General features: G+C 44.9%; 15 protein-coding genes. 6 read left to right on the top strand and 9 right to left on the bottom strand.

From position 1 onward, the window contains the following. The first annotated feature begins 18 nt into the window (after nt 1-18). Nucleotides 19-1,908 carry a pyruvate dehydrogenase complex dihydrolipoyllysine-residue acetyltransferase gene (gene aceF, locus CWO13_RS12840; RefSeq protein WP_107898713.1) on the top strand — a complete coding sequence of 630 codons (1,890 nt, stop codon included), beginning with the start codon at nt 19-21 and terminating at the stop codon, nt 1,906-1,908. 242 nt (nt 1,909-2,150) lie between these two features. Next, nucleotides 2,151-3,581 (top strand): dihydrolipoyl dehydrogenase, encoded by a 1,431-nt coding sequence (gene lpdA / locus CWO13_RS12835; RefSeq protein WP_048659365.1) that lies wholly within the window; start codon nt 2,151-2,153, stop codon nt 3,579-3,581. Between the two features lie 254 nt (nt 3,582-3,835). On the opposite strand, the gene CWO13_RS12830 is transcribed toward lpdA, so the two are convergent. Next, complete coding sequence (locus CWO13_RS12830; protein WP_019824386.1) at nt 3,836-4,441, bottom strand: LuxR/HapR/OpaR family quorum-sensing transcriptional regulator; 606 nt, start codon at nt 4,439-4,441, stop codon at nt 3,836-3,838. 337 nt (nt 4,442-4,778) lie between these two features. Between CWO13_RS12830 and hpt the strand changes: the two genes are divergently transcribed. Continuing rightward, nucleotides 4,779-5,309, top strand: coding sequence for a hypoxanthine phosphoribosyltransferase (gene hpt, locus CWO13_RS12825; RefSeq protein WP_017633235.1), 531 nt, complete (start codon nt 4,779-4,781; stop codon nt 5,307-5,309). Between the two features lie 76 nt (nt 5,310-5,385). Here the strand turns inward: hpt and can are convergent, their stop codons facing one another. Then, a complete protein-coding gene (gene can / locus CWO13_RS12820; RefSeq protein WP_048658190.1) occupies nt 5,386-6,054 on the bottom strand; it encodes a carbonate dehydratase in 669 nt (222 codons plus the stop codon). 286 nt (nt 6,055-6,340) lie between these two features. On the opposite strand from can, the gene CWO13_RS12815 reads away from it, so the two are divergent. The 3 genes from CWO13_RS12815 (at nt 6,341) to CWO13_RS12805 (ending at nt 9,996) form a co-directional block, all read left to right on the top strand. Then, the gene (locus tag CWO13_RS12815; protein WP_170960822.1) at nt 6,341-7,972 is read left to right on the top strand and encodes a SulP family inorganic anion transporter; all 1,632 of its coding nucleotides are present in this window, start codon (nt 6,341-6,343) and stop codon (nt 7,970-7,972) included. 334 nt (nt 7,973-8,306) lie between these two features. Beyond that, nucleotides 8,307-9,224 (top strand): ABC transporter ATP-binding protein, encoded by a 918-nt coding sequence (locus CWO13_RS12810; RefSeq protein ID WP_048658189.1) that lies wholly within the window; start codon nt 8,307-8,309, stop codon nt 9,222-9,224. 1 nt (nt 9,225) lies between these two features. Beyond that, nucleotides 9,226-9,996: an ABC transporter permease gene (locus tag CWO13_RS12805; RefSeq protein ID WP_010435987.1), complete on the top strand. Its 771-nt coding sequence runs from the start codon at nt 9,226-9,228 to the stop codon at nt 9,994-9,996. Between the two features lie 105 nt (nt 9,997-10,101). Here CWO13_RS12805 and panC read toward each other — a convergent pair whose 3' ends face one another. The 7 genes from panC to sfsA form a co-directional block, all read right to left on the bottom strand. Beyond that, on the bottom strand, nt 10,102-10,992 hold the full coding sequence (panC, locus tag CWO13_RS12800) for a pantoate--beta-alanine ligase (RefSeq protein ID WP_048658188.1): 891 nt from the start codon (nt 10,990-10,992) through the stop codon (nt 10,102-10,104). A gap of 8 nt (nt 10,993-11,000) precedes the next feature. Beyond that, nucleotides 11,001-11,795 carry a 3-methyl-2-oxobutanoate hydroxymethyltransferase gene (gene panB, locus CWO13_RS12795; protein WP_017059433.1) on the bottom strand — a complete coding sequence of 265 codons (795 nt, stop codon included), beginning with the start codon at nt 11,793-11,795 and terminating at the stop codon, nt 11,001-11,003. A gap of 22 nt (nt 11,796-11,817) precedes the next feature. Then, nucleotides 11,818-12,303 carry a 2-amino-4-hydroxy-6-hydroxymethyldihydropteridine diphosphokinase gene (gene folK, locus CWO13_RS12790; protein ID WP_107898712.1) on the bottom strand — a complete coding sequence of 162 codons (486 nt, stop codon included), beginning with the start codon at nt 12,301-12,303 and terminating at the stop codon, nt 11,818-11,820. Beyond that, a complete protein-coding gene (gene pcnB, locus CWO13_RS12785) occupies nt 12,300-13,655 on the bottom strand; it encodes a polynucleotide adenylyltransferase PcnB (protein WP_019819797.1) in 1,356 nt (451 codons plus the stop codon). Before pcnB ends, folK begins: the two co-directional genes overlap by 4 nt. A 183-nt stretch (nt 13,656-13,838) precedes the next feature. Next, nucleotides 13,839-14,714, bottom strand: a complete 876-nt coding sequence (gluQRS, locus tag CWO13_RS12780; RefSeq protein ID WP_107898711.1) for a tRNA glutamyl-Q(34) synthetase GluQRS — start codon at nt 14,712-14,714, stop codon at nt 13,839-13,841. Nucleotides 14,715-14,860: 146 nt separating this feature from the next. Then, nucleotides 14,861-15,307 carry an RNA polymerase-binding protein DksA gene (gene dksA / locus CWO13_RS12775; RefSeq protein WP_004738189.1) on the bottom strand — a complete coding sequence of 149 codons (447 nt, stop codon included), beginning with the start codon at nt 15,305-15,307 and terminating at the stop codon, nt 14,861-14,863. 135 nt (nt 15,308-15,442) lie between these two features. Continuing rightward, nucleotides 15,443-16,168 carry a DNA/RNA nuclease SfsA gene (sfsA, locus tag CWO13_RS12770; protein WP_107898710.1) on the bottom strand — a complete coding sequence of 242 codons (726 nt, stop codon included), beginning with the start codon at nt 16,166-16,168 and terminating at the stop codon, nt 15,443-15,445.

Raw genomic sequence — 16,168 nt, 5'->3', positions numbered from 1 at the left:
TTAAGGTAGGTAAATACAATGACAATCGAAATTAATGTACCAGACATCGGTGCTGACGAGGTTGAAGTAACTGAGATTCTTGTAAACGTTGGTGACAAGGTTGAAGAAGAGCAGTCACTGATCACTGTTGAAGGCGACAAAGCTTCAATGGAAGTTCCAGCGTCTCAAGCGGGTATCGTTAAAGAAATCAAAGTAGCTGAAGGCGATTCAGTTTCTACTGGTTCTCTTATCATGATCTTCGAAGCGGAAGGTGCTGCTGCAGCACCGGCTGCGCCAGCAGTTGAAGCGGCACCAGTTGCTGCAGCTCCTGCAGCGGCGGCTGAGCTTAAAGAAGTTCACGTACCAGACATCGGCGGTGATGAAGTTGAAGTAACTGAAATCATGGTTGCTATCGGTGACGCAGTAGAAGAAGAGCAATCTCTTCTTACTGTTGAAGGCGATAAGGCTTCTATGGAAGTTCCTGCACCATTCGCTGGTATCGTTAAAGAAATCAAGATCGCTTCTGGTGATTCAGTTTCTACTGGTTCTCTAGTAATGGTATTCGAAGTGGCTGGTTCAGCACCTGCAGCAGCTCCGGCTCCTGCGGCGGCAGCACCAGTTGCAGCGGCTCCAGCAGCATCTGCTGAGAAAGAAGTAAACGTTCCTGATATCGGTGGTGACGAAGTAGAAGTTACTGAAATCATGGTAGCGGTTGGCGATACAGTAGAAGAAGAGCAATCTCTAATTACTGTTGAAGGCGACAAAGCTTCAATGGAAGTTCCTGCACCATTCGCTGGTACAGTAAAAGAAATCAAGATTGCAGCTGGCGACAAAGTGTCAACTGGCTCTCTAATCATGACTTTCGTAGTTGAAGGCGCAGCTCCTGCTCCTGTTGCAGCACCTGCACAAGCAGCAGCTCCAGCGGCGGCACCTGCTCCTAAAGCAGAAGCACCTGCAGCGGCTCCAGCAGCAGCTGGCGACTTCCAAGAGAACGGTGACTACGCTCACGCTTCTCCAGTAGTTCGTCGTCTAGCTCGTGAATTTGGCGTTAACCTTTCTAAGGTTAAAGGTACTGGTCGTAAGAGCCGTATCCTTAAAGAAGACGTTCAGTCTTACGTTAAAGATGCACTTAAGCGTCTTGAGTCTGGTGCAGCTGCATCTGGCAAAGGCGGCGACGGTTCTGCTCTTGGTCTACTACCATGGCCAAAAGTTGACTTCAGCAAGTTCGGCGAAACTGAAGTTCAGAAGCTTTCTAAGATTAAGAAGATCTCTGGCGCTAACCTGCACCGTAACTGGGTAATGATCCCTCACGTTACACAGTGGGACAACGCAGACATCACTGAGCTAGAAGCATTCCGTAAAGAACAGAACGCAATCGAAGCGAAGAAAGACACTGGCATGAAGATCACTCCACTTGTGTTCATCATGAAAGCTGTTGCTAAAGCGCTAGAAGCATTCCCAGCGTTTAACTCTTCTCTTTCTGAAGATGGCGAAAGCATCATTCTTAAGAAGTACGTAAACGTGGGTATCGCTGTTGATACACCAAACGGTCTAGTTGTTCCTGTTTTCAAAGACGTGAACAAGAAAGGCATTTACGAGCTATCTGAAGAGCTAATGGCTGTTTCTAAGAAAGCACGTTCTGGTAAGCTAACAGCGGCAGACATGCAAGGCGGTTGTTTCACAATCTCTAGCCTTGGTGGTATTGGCGGTACTGCATTTACTCCAATCGTAAATGCTCCAGAAGTAGGTATCCTAGGTGTATCTAAGTCTGAAATTAAGCCAGTTTGGAATGGTAAAGAGTTCCAACCACGTCTACAGCTTCCACTGTCTCTATCATACGACCACCGTGTGATCGATGGTGCTGAAGGTGCACGCTTCATTACTTTCCTAAACAGCGCACTATCTGACATTCGTCGTCTAGTACTGTAATTGAGAAAGTAATTATTAAGGTGACTTTCGGGTCACCTTAATTCTTTATATAAAGACTATTTTTAGAGAACAGTTTCCTGCATTTCTCATAATCTGATAGGGAATTGTTGTCTAGCTCACAGGCTAACTTAAAGCTACTTTCACACTGTTAACATCTCTGTAAAATGTTTCCTGTTTGAAAGCCCAATAATTTTAAGAACATCTACTCAGCCTGTTAGGGATAATGACTACAAGAGGTCACAATGAGCAAAGAAATTAAAGCCCAAGTTGTTGTACTTGGTTCAGGTCCTGCTGGTTACTCAGCGGCATTCCGTTGTGCGGATTTAGGTCTAGAAACAGTACTAGTTGAACGTTACAGCACTCTTGGTGGTGTATGTCTAAACGTTGGTTGTATTCCATCAAAAGCACTTCTTCACGTTTCTAAAGTAATCGAAGAAGCTAAAGCGATGGCAGAGCACGGCGTTGTATTCGGCGAGCCACAAACGGACATCAACAAGATCCGTATTTGGAAAGAAAAAGTAGTTGATCAACTAACTGGCGGTCTTGGCGGTATGGCTAAGATGCGTAACGTTACTGTTGTTAACGGTTTCGGTAAGTTCACTGGTCCTAACAGCATTCTTGTTGAAGGCGAAGGCGAAGCAACAACTGTTAACTTCGACAACGCAATCATTGCTGCGGGTTCTCGCCCAATCAAACTTCCTTTCATCCCACATGAAGACCCACGTATTTGGGATTCTACGGATGCACTAGAACTAAACGAAGTACCTGAAAAACTGCTTATCATGGGCGGCGGTATCATCGGTCTTGAGATGGGTACGGTTTACCACTCTCTAGGTTCTAAAGTTGAAGTCGTAGAGATGTTCGATCAAGTTATCCCTGCTGCGGATAAAGACATCGTTAAAGTTTTCACTAAACGTATTAAGAACAAGTTCAAGCTAATGCTTGAAACTAAAGTGACTGCTGTTGAAGCGAAAGAAGACGGTATCTACGTTTCAATGGAAGGCAAAAAAGCACCAGCTGAAGCTGAGCGCTACGATGCTGTTCTTGTTGCTATCGGTCGTGTTCCAAACGGTGCACTTATCGACGCTGAAAAAGCTGGTATCGAAGTTGATGAGCGTGGTTTCATCAATGTTGATAAGCAAATGCGTACAAACGTTCCTCACATCCACGCGATCGGTGACGTTGTTGGTCAACCAATGCTTGCTCACAAAGGTGTGCATGAAGGTCACGTAGCTGCTGAAGTTATCTCTGGTAAGAAGCACTACTTCGACCCTAAAGTAATCCCATCAATTGCGTACACTGAGCCAGAAGTTGCTTGGGTAGGTAAGACTGAGAAAGAAGCGAAAGCGGAAGGCATCAACTACGAAGTTGCTACTTTCCCTTGGGCTGCTTCTGGTCGTGCAATCGCTTCTGACTGTGCTGACGGTATGACTAAGATGATCTTTGATAAAGAGACTCATCGTGTAATCGGTGGTGCTGTTGTTGGTACTAACGGTGGTGAACTTCTTGGCGAAATCGGCCTAGCAATCGAAATGGGTTGTGATGCAGAAGATATCGCTCTTACTATCCACGCTCACCCAACTCTACACGAGTCTGTTGGTCTAGCTGCGGAAGTATTCGAAGGTTCAATCACTGACCTTCCAAACAAAAAAGCAGTTAAAAAGAAGAAGTAATTCTCCTTTAACCACTCGCTAATGTTTTTAAAAGCCGCTGATTCGTCAGCGGCTTTTTTATGTCTGAGGTAAAGAGCAGTAACGTTTCACTTCGAGATGCGAGTACGCTGCGCTCCGAGATACGAAAAGCGAGTACATCAAAACAAAAAGGGTTGATCTACTAGGTCAACCCTTCACAATTTTTCTCGAATCTCGAATCTCGAATCTCGAATCTCGAATCTCGAATCTCGAATCTCGAATCTCGAATCTCGAATCTATTTATAAATGCACAGCATGTTTAAGTAGCTATCTGTTAAGCTTGAAAGCTCTTCAGGTGTTTCTACACGTTTCGCTTGGATGAATAGCGAGTAGCAGATGCCGTGGAATAGGTTCGCTAGATGCTTAGGATCGTGATCGTCACAAACTTCGCCGCGCTCAATCGCTTTACTAAACATGTTTTGTACCAACATTTGGTTAGTGCGGTTTGTTGTTACGAACAGTGGCCATACTTCATCACGCGTCGATGCGCTCCATTCGAACCATACGTTCAACCAGTGGCTGTCTTGAGCTACTAGTGTCACCATTTCAGTCGCAATATTATGTAGGTTTTGTTTTGCGTGAATATCTAGATCGATATTGTCTGAAAGGAAGTTTGAGAATTGACGGACAACATGATTAAGCACTTCATCAACCAGATCTTCACGAGTAGGGAAGTAGTTAAATACTGTTGCTACTGATACCTGAGCGATATCTGCAATGTCAGCGTGACCACCACGGCCAATGCCGCGACGAGAGAACACTTCAAGCGCGATTTCCATCAGCTGAAGTTTTCTTTTTAAAGGTGAAAGCCTAGTTCTAGGTCTCTTAGAGATTGAGTCCATTTTATTTTCCTTGCCAACGATTTTTTTATATTAATGATTTTATTATTATTTAAGCCAAGATGAGTGTAATGGTGCATATGCGAATGGTCAATCCTTTCAGCTTGTTTTATAGACAGTTACATCAAACTTGATACATAAAGCGTGATCAGCATTGATGTGAAAGGAGACGAGTATTGGATAAGGCACCAGCGCACATTTCGTTGAGAATCTGACAGTAAATTCGAACCATAAGGTGGTGTGGGTATTTGAGCAGTGCTAGACTTACGCACAAAATTGAGCGACACAACTGACGAAACTGTCAACATTCGTCGCAATCACCAAATAGAATGAGAGCAGTATGAAGCATACAGTTGAAGTCATGATCTCTGAGCAAGAAGTTCAGGATCGAGTGAACGAACTAGGCAAACAGATCACGGAGCACTACAAAGGTAGTGAAGATCTAGTTTTAGTTGGCTTATTGCGTGGATCTTTTGTCTTTATGGCAGATCTTGCTCGTGCTATCGATTTAACTCACCAAGTTGATTTCATGACCGCGTCTAGCTACGGCAACGGCATGGAAAGCTCACGTGATGTTCGTATTTTGAAAGACCTTGATGATGATATTCAAGGTAAAGACGTTCTACTTGTAGAAGATATTATCGATACGGGTAACACGCTGACTAAGGTGAAAGAGATTCTAAGCCTACGTGGCCCTAAGTCTATCGAAATTTGTACGCTACTAGACAAACCTTCTCGCCGTGAAGTGACTGTAGATACAAAGTGGATTGGTTTTGAAATCCCAGATGAGTTCGTTGTTGGTGTTGGTATCGACTACGCACAAAAATATCGTCACCTACCGTACATCGGTAAGGTAGTACCTCAAGAGTAATCATTGCGCTTGTGGTTTAGAAGTCATTAAAAAGCCCGCTTGATGCGGGCTTTTTGTATTTATTACAGAAGGGGGGTTAGCTTTGTTGACTAAGAAGAGGCGTCGTTAAGATCTTGTTTAATGCATCTAAGTGACTGTTCTCTAGGGTATCGTTACTTGAGCAACGTACGCCAAGGTCTTGCAGCTTGCCATCGCCAATACCATAAACCACACCGTGGATTTCAACTTCTTGGCCACGCTCCCACGCATTCTGCATAATGGTTGAGTTGCCTAGGTTATAAACCTGTTCTGCGACGTTAATTTCGCACAACTTGTCACCCCATTGCTCACGAGGTAGCCCTTCGATTTGCTTACGGTATTTTAGGTAGTTATCACGGATATGAAGTAACCAGTTGTTGATAAGGCCAAGTTTAGGGTTATCAATCGCCGCATTAACACCGCCACAACCGTAGTGACCACAGACAATGATGTGTTTAACTTTGAGTACATCGACGGCGTACTGCACAACTGAGAGGCAGTTTAAGTCGGTATGAACCACTTGGTTCGCCACATTTCGGTGAACAAACAGTTCGCCAGAATATAAACCAGTGAGACGCTCGGCCGGAACACGGCTATCTGAGCAGCCAATCCATAGAAAACCAGGGCTTTGACCCTCTTCAAGCGTTGTAAAATACTCAGGTCGTTGAGAGCGAATTTCTTCTGACCATTTAGAGTTGTTTTCAAAAAGCTGTTTAATCTCTGGCATTTTGCGTCTTACATCCCTTAATTAAGAATCTCAACTATACACAATGTTACAAATTCAATCTCGTAAAAACTGTGTCAAATAGTACTCATCTGACGTGTACTCGTCGTTAAAATCATTAACTTAGCGTAGAAGCTATGATCCGGTTATAAGACATGAATAATGTGATTGAATTAACACTTTCTGAACACTTGATACATTTGTTAAAGTGATAAGGTTTGTCATTTCATCATCAGGAAGGTGTGTTTTGTTTGGAAGTCGTTTTACGGATATCAATCTCAAAGGGGATATGTTTGGTGGTGTCACTACAGCCATCATCTCATTGCCTTTAGCATTGGCATTTGGTGTTGCTTCTGGTGCGGGCGCGGAAGCTGGCCTTTGGGGAGCCATCATGGTTGGCCTATTTGCAGCTTTGTTCGGCGGTTCAAGCAGCCTGATATCTGAGCCAACCGGCCCGATGACAGTGATCATGACGGCGGTAATGACCAGCATGGTGGCTAAATATCCTGAAACCGGAATGGCAATGACCTTCACCGTGGTAATGATGGCAGGTGCATTTCAGATACTACTCGGTACGTTAAAGCTCGGAAAATACGTTACTTTGATGCCATATAGCGTGATCTCCGGATTTATGTCGGGTATCGGCGTTATTCTAATTATTCTGCAGTTGTCCCCTTTATTAGGACACGCCGCCCCTTCTGGTGGGGTGATGGGCACGCTTTCCGCACTTCCAGATACACTGGCTAATCTTAAAATCAGTGAGCTGTTTTTAGGCGCTTTGACACTCGGCATTCTTTTCGGTTTTCCCGCTAAGTATCGTAAGTATGTGCCTGCTCAACTGGTCGCTTTGGTTGCTGTGACGCTCTTGTCTGTCATTATTTTTGATACCGATTCTATTCGCCGCATTGGTGAAATCCCAGCCGGTTTGCCTTCTCTCGTTATCCCTACAATCAGCGCTGAACAGTTCACTACCATGGTTATTGATGCCTTGGTACTAGGTACGCTTGGCTGCATTGATACGCTTCTTACCGCGGTTATCGGAGACTCACTGACTCGTAAAGAGCATGACTCAGACAAAGAACTTCGCGGCCAAGGCATTGCGAATATGATCTCTGGTCTGTTTGGTGCGCTGCCTGGTGCGGGGGCAACCATGGGGACAGTGACTAATATTCAGGTAGGAGCGCGTTCTCCGCTTTCAGGTGTTATTCGAGCTTTAGTACTTGCGCTAGTGGTATTGGTTGCGGGTGGCTTAACAGAACCGATTCCTATGGCAGTGCTGGCTGGTATCGCGATGTATGTTGGTTTCAATATCCTGGATTGGAGTTTTATCCAACGCGCACACAAGGTTAGCTATGCCGGCATGGGCGTGATGTACGGCGTGATGCTCCTGACTGTGTTTGTCGACTTGATTATTGCTGTCGGATTGGGCGTGTTTATCTCGAATATTCTGATTATTGAAAGATTGAGCCGAGAACAAGCCAGACAAGTTAAGGCGATCAGTGATGGTGATGATGAAGACGATATCCCATTGACCGATAGCGAACGTCAGTTACTCGATAGTGCCAATGGTAAGGTTCTTTTCTTCTATCTTTCAGGGCCGATGATATTCAGCGTTTCAAAGGCGATTTCACGCCAGCACTCAAGTATCTCTGACTATGAAGCGATGATTCTAGACCTGACAGATGTCCCTATGATTGATGTCACTGTTGGCCTTGCGTTAGAGAATGCGATTAAAGATGCGTTGGATGCGCAGTGTGAGGTGTACCTGCTGTGTCCTAATGAGAATACTCGTCAGCAACTAGAGAAGTTCCACGTGATTGACCTAGTACCTGAATCCAACACTTATCGATTCAGATATGAAGCGCTGACGGCAGCAACAAGCTATGTCGACAGAGATGAGCATCAATTTGAGTCAGTTTAATTTTCAGTAATAAGCGAACATGAATGAGCTGATATGAATAAGCTATAGACGCTCACTTCAAGGCTGATCATTAATGCCGTTAAGTGAATCACTTAGCGGCATTTTTATATTTACTGAACATTGATTTAGTCTTCACGTAGCCAAGACGCTTATTTTTTTCGAAATAAACTCTCACACGATATTTGTATTCATCGTTAATCAACGATAAACTTGTTTGCAAAATGGCCGAGTAAACAAGTTTGGGTTAGTTTTCTGCTAGCTCGTTTTAAGCATTACTCTCTTCCTCAAGCTCGGTCGTCTACATCTTATCTATAGCAAATGGCAGTCTATCTCTATGTATGCATTAGAAATTGAGCAATTAAGAAAAACTTATGCTGGGGGCTTCGAGGCTCTTAAGGGCGTTAGTTTACAAGTAGAAAAAGGCGACTTTTACGCACTACTTGGTCCAAATGGTGCGGGTAAATCAACCACCATTGGTGTTATCTCTTCACTGGTAAACAAAACTTCAGGCAAGGTTAAAGTGTTCGGTTACGACATTGATACTGATCTGGAGTTGGCGAAGCAGAACTTAGGTCTAGTGCCCCAAGAGTTCAACTTTAACCCGTTCGAAACCGTTGAACAGATCGTGTTGCAACAGGCGGGCTATTACGGCGTGCCAAAAGCATTGGCGAAAGAGCGAGCGAAAAAGTACCTATCTCAACTCGATTTGTGGGAAAAACGTGGCGAACGTGCGCGTAACTTGTCTGGTGGTATGAAGCGTCGTTTGATGATCGCGCGTGCATTGATGCATGAACCTCATTTGTTGATCCTTGATGAACCAACGGCGGGTGTTGATATTGAACTGCGTCGTTCAATGTGGGAATTCCTAAAAGAGATCAATGAGAAGCAGGGCATTACCATTATCTTGACCACGCACTACCTAGAAGAAGCGGAAATGTTGTGTCGCAACATCGGCATCATTAATCGCGGTGAGTTGATTGAGAACACAACCATGAAAGCGCTGTTGGGCAAATTGAGTGCTGAGACCTTTATTCTGGATCTGGAAGAAGGCACGACAGAACCTAAGCTTGAAGGTGTGAATAGCCAAGTCATGCTCAATGGCTCGCTAGAAATCGAAATCGATAAAAACCTAGGTTTGAATACCATCTTCGCTCAGTTGAGCGAGCAACAGGTGAAAGTCCTCTCTATGCGTAACAAAGCAAACCGTTTAGAAGAGCTATTCGTGAGTATTGTCCGTGAGGGGAGTAAATAATATGTACAGCCTATATTGGACAGCTTTCTGCAGTTTGTTGACGAAAGAGATCAATCGATTCACGCGTATCTGGGTGCAAACTCTGGTGCCGCCAGCGATTACCATGACGCTTTATTTCATCATCTTCGGTAACCTGATTGGTGCTCGTATTGGTGAAATGAACGGCTTCAGTTATATGGAATACATTGTTCCAGGCCTGATCATGATGTCGGTGATCACCAACTCATATTCGAATGTGGCCTCGTCATTCTTTAGTGCTAAGTTCCAAAAGAATATTGAAGAGTTGCTTGTAGCTCCGGTTCCTAACTACGTGATTATCGCCGGTTTCGTAATGGGTGGTGTAGTGCGTGGTTTGTTAGTGGGCACTATCGTAACCTTCGTATCCTTGTTCTTTGTCGACTTACAAGTTGACCATTGGGGGGTGATCATTGCGACAGTATTTTTAACGTCGGTAGTGTTCGCTCTGGGTGGCTTGATTAACGCGGTATTCGCACGCACGTTTGATGATATCTCTATTATCCCAACCTTCATCTTAACGCCGCTGACGTATCTGGGTGGTGTGTTCTACTCAATTAGCCTGTTGCCTGAGTTTTGGCAGGGTGTGTCGAAGCTGAACCCGATTGTCTACATGGTAAACGCGTTTAGATATGGCTTTCTGGGTGTGTCTGATGTGGGTATCGTGACGTCGTTTGGCGTACTAGGCGTGTTTATCGTGCTGTTGTATGGCATTGCACACTACCTAGTGACAAAGGGTATTGGCTTACGTAGTTAATACCTAGTTAGCCAGAATTGCAGGCAAAGAAAAAGGTCGATATTACATCGACCTTTTTTGTCTCTTTCACTTGTGCTTTTGCTTTGTGTTTAGAGAAGAAAGCGATTACTCAGCGGTTTCTTCTTTCACTTCTTCTTTGGTTTCCGTTACCAAGTCGAGAACTTGGTTGTCGATAAGACGAGTCTTACCTAGGAAAGCTGACATAAGAATCACAGCTTGAGTGGATTCTGGAGTGATCGCTTGTAGCGTTTTCGCATCACAAATGAATATCTCATCTGGTTGAAGATCTGCAGCGCGTAGCTGGTCGGTTGCATCTTCAATTACTGATGCGTAGTCATCGCGACCACCACGAATAGCACTGCTGATCCAGCGCATAGTACGCGCTAGAACTGGTGCTCGTTGGCGTTCGTCAATCGTTAGATTGCTATTGCGAGAGCTCATTGCCAAGCCGTCCATTTCACGAACGGTCGCAACGCCCACAACTTTAATGTCTAACGCTAAGTCAGTGGTCATCTGGCGAATAACAGCAAGCTGCTGGAAGTCTTTTTTGCCGAAGCATGCAAAGTCTGGCTGAACAATGTTAAACAGCTTGGTGACAATCGTCGCTACGCCACGGAAATGACCTGGACGAGATGCACCTTCAAGCATGTGAGATATGCCAGGGACCTCAACAAACGTCTGTTTGTCTAATCCATCTGGATACATCACCTCTGGCGTTGGTGTAAATACCAGCTCAACGCCTTCGCCAGTTAGTTTGCTTAAATCTGCTTCTAACGTGCGAGGGTAGTTGTTTAGGTCGTCGGCGCGGTCAAACTGCATTGGGTTTACAAAGATGCTTACCACAACGATGTCTGCCAGTTCTCGAGCTTTCTTTACTAGAGTTAGGTGGCCTTCATGTAGGTTTCCCATTGTCGGTACAAAAGCAACCGTACGTCCATCACGCTTAAACTGTTTAATCTGCTCACGAAGAGCCGCTATTTCAGCAAAAGTTTGCATACTTACTCCTAAGCGATTGTATGAGCTTCATCAGGGAAGCGCGCGCTCTCTACTTCTTCTTTGTATAGAGCTACTGCCTTACGCATATCACCGGTTTCTGCTAGGAAATTCTTAGAGAACTTCGGCATGTAGTTCGCAGAAATACCGAACATGTCATGCATAACCAATATCTGACCATCGGTAACATTGCCGGCGCCGATACCGATAACCGGTACGTCACAAGCTTCTGTAATTCGTTTTGCCAATGAAGCTGGCACACATTCAAGTAGAACGATTTGAGCGCCTGCGTTTTGCAGGGCTAGCGCGTCAGCAACCATTTTGTCGGCTTGCTCGTCGTCACGACCTTGAATTTTGTAACCACCAAAAATGTTCACAGACTGAGGTGTTAAGCCTAAGTGTGCACATACTGGTACTGCACGTTCTGTTAGCATCTTTACAGTATCAACCAACCAGCTTCCGCCTTCGATTTTTACCATATTCGCGCCAGCACGCATCAAGGTAGCTGCGCTTTCACAAGCTTGCTCTGGAGTCGCGTAGCTCATGAAAGGCATGTCAGCCATAAGAAGGCAATTAGGGCTACCAGCACGCACTGAGCGAGTATGGTAAGCAATATCTTCAACGGTGACAGGTAATGTATCGTTATGGCCTTGTAGAACCATCCCTAGTGAATCACCGACAAGTAGTACAGGCATCTCTTGGCTTTCGAATAATTGAGCAAAGCTCGCATCATAAGCTGTCGACGTCGCGAATTTACGGCCTTCACGTTTGCATTTGATCAGGTCGTTAATGGTTACTTTTTTCATTGGTTTTCCTTAATGCGCTTGGCTATTGTTGCCAAACATTGAGCCCGTTCTTATCTACTATTTTCAGTAGTTCTGTCAGCTCAGTCCCATCAGGGAGTTGTAAACTTGGTGCGATTTCAGCAAGCGGGTAGAGTACAAACTCTCGTTCTTTCATTCCGTAATGAGGAACGATTAAGCGCTCTGAATCGATCACCTCATTGCCGTATAACACAATGTCGAGGTCCAAGGTTCTTGGCCCCCAACGCTCGTCTTTACGGACGCGCCCTTGCTCTAACTCGATTTTTTGAGTGCAATCAAGCAGTTCAATTGGCGTTAATTCGGTTTGGATAGCGACTACCGCGTTGATGTAGTCCGGTTGATTTTGCGGCCCCATTGGAGTGCTACTATATAGCTGAGAGGTCGCAATAAACGTTGATCGCGGTAGGCTTTTTAGCGTTTCGATAGCCAAATTTGCTTGGCTAACTGGGTTGGCAAGGTTGCTGCCGACCGCAATGTAAGCCGTTATCATTCTGATTGCTTACTCTTTTTGTTTCGGTAAGTCTTACGGCGACGATGGCCTGACTTTGATGGTGCTGCAACGTCGTTAGCCATCGCTTGACGCATGTTGCGACCGGCTGTTTGATAACGCTCCCACCATTTCGCAAGATCTTTAGTTTCGCCACCTTCAATCTCACCACGCATTTCTAGGAAATCGTAGCCTGCACGGAACTTGTTGAGCTCCATTAGACGAACAGCGCGTTTACCGTTGCGACGAGGCAGTCGAAGTTGCAGTTGCCAAACTTCGCGAATGGTTGCGGTGTGACGACGAGGAATAGCAATAGACTTTACTTGCTGATCAAGAATGATGTTACTCGCTTCCATGATCGCGTCGTAGTGCGCCATACCCTGTTCAGCGACAAGTTTGTCTGCCAGCTTGTTCATTGGGTACCAAAGCATCGCTGCGAACATGAATGCTGGGTTTACTCGCTTACCATCTTCGATGCGAAGATCGGTTGAATCGAGAACCAAATCAAGCATCTGCTCTGTGTGAGAGTCGTAATCTTCTGTGAAGTATTCCGCTACAGCTGGGAACATCTGTTGAAAGAGGTTGTACTCGCGCATTAGGTGGTAGGTTTCTAAACCGTGACCTGATTGCAGCAATTTCAGAGACTCTTCGTAAAGACGCGCTGCTGGGATATCTCTTAGAAGGTGCGCTAACTCTTCAATCGGGTCAGCTGTGTCTTCTTCAATATCGAAATCCAGTTTAGCGGCGAAGCGCATTGCACGTAGCATACGTACTGGGTCTTCACGATAACGCGTTTCTGGATCGCCAATCAGGCGGATCAGTTTATCTTCTAAATCTTCTACACCACCCGCGTAATCGTGGATGCTGTAGTCAGCAATGTTGTAGTACATCGCATTGATTGTGAAATCACGACGCTCTGCATCTTCATCAACACTGCCATACACGTTATCGCGCAATAGCATCCCTTCTTTCGATTGTGCAGACACGTTTTTCGATGGCTCTTGGTGGTGGCCACGGAAAGTTGCCACTTCAATGATGTCACGACCAAACATGATATGTGCCAAGCGGAAACGGCGACCGATAAGGCGACAGTTTCTGAAGAGGTGTTTGATTTGCTCTGGCGTTGCGTTGGTCGCAATATCAAAATCTTTTGGCTGAGAGCCTAATAAGATATCGCGTACACCACCACCGACTAGAAATGCGTCAAAACCCGCACCATTCAGACGATATAGCACTTTTAGTGCGTTGTCGCTGATCTGCTTGCGTGAAATATTGTGCTCTTGACGAGTATAAATATTCAGAGCTAATTCGTGGAATCCGCGTTGTTCGCTTGGGGTATTGTCGTTTGTATTCATTAGTTTAGAACAAAGTAGGTATCGCCAACTTTGTTTTTCTCTTAGTCCAAAGTGGTAGTGCAGAGTTTAATTGCGGCTAATAATAGCTTAGCGCGAGCCATTTGAGAACATCGTCTGCTTAACCACAGTGGTTGGTTATGGCATTTTTATGTGTCGTTTTTGCTATTTGCCGTGAGTTTCGAGCTAATTACAGTGCTCTTTTTGTAAACTATCAGGTAACTGACTGACGTTCCATTGTTGGCAGCCCCACAATAAAATCTCATCCATTGAAGCCTCACAAAGGGCTGTCGGGATATCAAAACCTAAGAATCGCATCGCGTTGAGTAACATTGGTTTTGGATTGTCGAGATTGATTGCGGTGGCATGGTTCTGTTTTGACAGTTTATTCCCCAAGTCATCGGTTGCCAATGGTAAGTGCAAGTAGCTCACTGTTTTTTGCTTGAGCGTCTTATATAAACTGATTTGACGGCCTGTTGGCTCTATCAGGTCTGCGCCTCTTACGACTTCCGTTACTCCTTGTTCGATGTCATCAAGGACAACGGCCAAGTTATAGGCAAACAATCCATCTCTGCGTTTAATAATAAAATCTTCTTCAGCTAATGCTTTAGGGATTTGAATCGTGCCGTGGCGCACATCATCAAAGGACTCTACAGGAAAATCCATGCGCAAGCGCACCGCTTGTTCACCTGAATCGATTAAGCCTGCATCTCGACAGTGACCATTGTAAAAGCCACCCAAAGCCTTTATCTGCTTACGAGTACATTGGCAGTAGTAGGCTTGATTGTCTGCGACCCATTGATCGATTTGAGCTTGATACAAGCCATGACGTTGGCTTTGATAGACGACTTCACCATCCCAAAATAGGTGGTAAGCCTCAAGCGTCTTAAGAATGAGGTCTGCAGCGCCGGCCATTTCTCTTGGAGGATCTAGGTCTTCCATACGAACTAACCATTTTCCTTGGTTAGATTTCGCCTGAAAGTAGCTACCTAGAGCAGCAACAAGTGAGCCAAAATGAAGAGGACCTGACGGTGATGGTGCAAAGCGCCCGATATAATTCATGAGTGAACAACCTAATCTAAATGGTACCGCGGTAGCTGATTCTTAAGACGTTTAACTGTCGTATTATTGTTTCTAACTCGCGCTTTAACGCTGAGTTCACCAACAAAAAAGGGAGCCAAGGCTCCCTTTCTTTACATCTGCAAGAATTAACCTTGCATCTGTTTCTCTTTGATCTCTGCAAGTGTTTTACAGTCAATACAAAGATCAGCAGTTGGACGAGCTTCAAGGCGACGAATGCCAATCTCGATACCGCAAGAATCACAGAAGCCGAAATCGTCTTCTTCGATCTTGTCTAATGTCTTCTCAATTTTTTTGATAAGACGACGCTCACGGTCACGGTTACGTAACTCTAGGCTGAATTCTTCTTCTTGAGAAGCACGGTCAACTGGGTCTGGGAAATTCGCTGCTTCGTCCTGCATGTGGTGCACAGTACGATCAACTTCTTCCCTGAGCTGGTTGCGCCAAGCTGCTAAAATTTTTGTAAAATGTTCCGTTTGCTCAGGTGACATGTACTCTTCACCTGGCTTTTCTTGGTACGGTTCAACACCTGCGATGGCTAGGATGCCTAGCGCTTTTTTCTTAGATTCTGGCATACAGCATCTCCTATTTACACCTAGTCAACTGCAAAGCAGCTAATTTTAAGGCGGGTATCTATAGCAGAAAGAACGAATGGTGGCAAATACTCTTATTCAAACTTGCAATCAATGTGATTAGTTCAGCATCTTTGCTTAGCTATTGATAAATTCAACAGCTTGTTTTAGTTGTATTTGAGTATTGCTGAGCTCTGCTTTATAGCAAAGCACTTCAACTCCAGCGTCTTGTGCTTGTTTTAGTAATAACGAATATTTGGCGTCTATATGGTGTGCCGCAGACACTTTTTCAATACCTGAATGTAAAACAGTGAATAAAAGTATGGCTCTATTTCCAGATTCGACCATTTCTGTGAGTTCACGCAGATGTTTTTGGCCTCTGGTGGTGACCGCATCAGGGAAAAAACCTTGCCCTTTAGTTGACGTTTCTTGCTCGTCGAGCAAAGTGACGCTTTTTACTTCGATATAACAAGGCGGCTTTTCGTTATCTTCAAGCAGAATATCAATGCGACTATTCTCACTGCCATATTTTACTTCGGTTCGTAACGCGTTATAGCCTAAGAGTTCAACTATAGTATTATTTTCAATTGCTTCCACTGCCAACTGGTTTGCTCGTGCAGTATTTACACAAATCCGGTGACCTTTGTCTGTTTCTGAGATCTCCCAGCTGTTTGGGTACTTTCTTTTTGCATTATCGGAGGTTGAGTACCACACCGTATTGCCAGGAGTCGCACATCCTGTCATCGCTCCAGTGTTAGCACAGTGGATAGTACGCTCGCTGCCGTCGGGAAGTTTGATGTCAGTGAGAAAGCGTTTATAGCGTTTAATAAGAGTCGCTGGCTCTAATGGGGGATTGAAGTGCAT

The sequence above is a fragment of the Vibrio sp. ZF 223 genome, assembly GCF_003050585.1.
GTDB classification, from domain to species: Bacteria; Pseudomonadota; Gammaproteobacteria; order Enterobacterales; family Vibrionaceae; genus Vibrio; species Vibrio crassostreae.
This window is presented reverse-complemented; position numbering and strand designations above follow the sequence as displayed.

What these genes read in the sequence shown, in the direction of transcription:
- aceF (WP_107898713.1), top strand. Translation starts at nt 19, where the DNA reads ATGACAATCGAAATTAATGTACCAGACATCGGTGCTGACGAGGTTGAA.
- lpdA (WP_048659365.1), top strand. Translation starts at nt 2,151, where the DNA reads ATGAGCAAAGAAATTAAAGCCCAAGTTGTTGTACTTGGTTCAGGTCCT.
- CWO13_RS12830 (WP_019824386.1), bottom strand. Translation starts at nt 4,441, where the DNA reads ATGGACTCAATCTCTAAGAGACCTAGAACTAGGCTTTCACCTTTAAAA.
- hpt (WP_017633235.1), top strand. Translation starts at nt 4,779, where the DNA reads ATGAAGCATACAGTTGAAGTCATGATCTCTGAGCAAGAAGTTCAGGAT.
- can (WP_048658190.1), bottom strand. Translation starts at nt 6,054, where the DNA reads ATGCCAGAGATTAAACAGCTTTTTGAAAACAACTCTAAATGGTCAGAA.
- CWO13_RS12815 (WP_170960822.1), top strand. Translation starts at nt 6,341, where the DNA reads ATGTTTGGTGGTGTCACTACAGCCATCATCTCATTGCCTTTAGCATTG.
- CWO13_RS12810 (WP_048658189.1), top strand. Translation starts at nt 8,307, where the DNA reads ATGTATGCATTAGAAATTGAGCAATTAAGAAAAACTTATGCTGGGGGC.
- CWO13_RS12805 (WP_010435987.1), top strand. Translation starts at nt 9,226, where the DNA reads ATGTACAGCCTATATTGGACAGCTTTCTGCAGTTTGTTGACGAAAGAG.
- panC (WP_048658188.1), bottom strand. Translation starts at nt 10,992, where the DNA reads ATGCAAACTTTTGCTGAAATAGCGGCTCTTCGTGAGCAGATTAAACAG.
- panB (WP_017059433.1), bottom strand. Translation starts at nt 11,795, where the DNA reads ATGAAAAAAGTAACCATTAACGACCTGATCAAATGCAAACGTGAAGGC.
- folK (WP_107898712.1), bottom strand. Translation starts at nt 12,303, where the DNA reads ATGATAACGGCTTACATTGCGGTCGGCAGCAACCTTGCCAACCCAGTT.
- pcnB (WP_019819797.1), bottom strand. Translation starts at nt 13,655, where the DNA reads ATGAATACAAACGACAATACCCCAAGCGAACAACGCGGATTCCACGAA.
- gluQRS (WP_107898711.1), bottom strand. Translation starts at nt 14,714, where the DNA reads ATGAATTATATCGGGCGCTTTGCACCATCACCGTCAGGTCCTCTTCAT.
- dksA (WP_004738189.1), bottom strand. Translation starts at nt 15,307, where the DNA reads ATGCCAGAATCTAAGAAAAAAGCGCTAGGCATCCTAGCCATCGCAGGT.
- sfsA (WP_107898710.1), bottom strand. Translation starts at nt 16,168, where the DNA reads ATGCACTTCAATCCCCCATTAGAGCCAGCGACTCTTATTAAACGCTAT.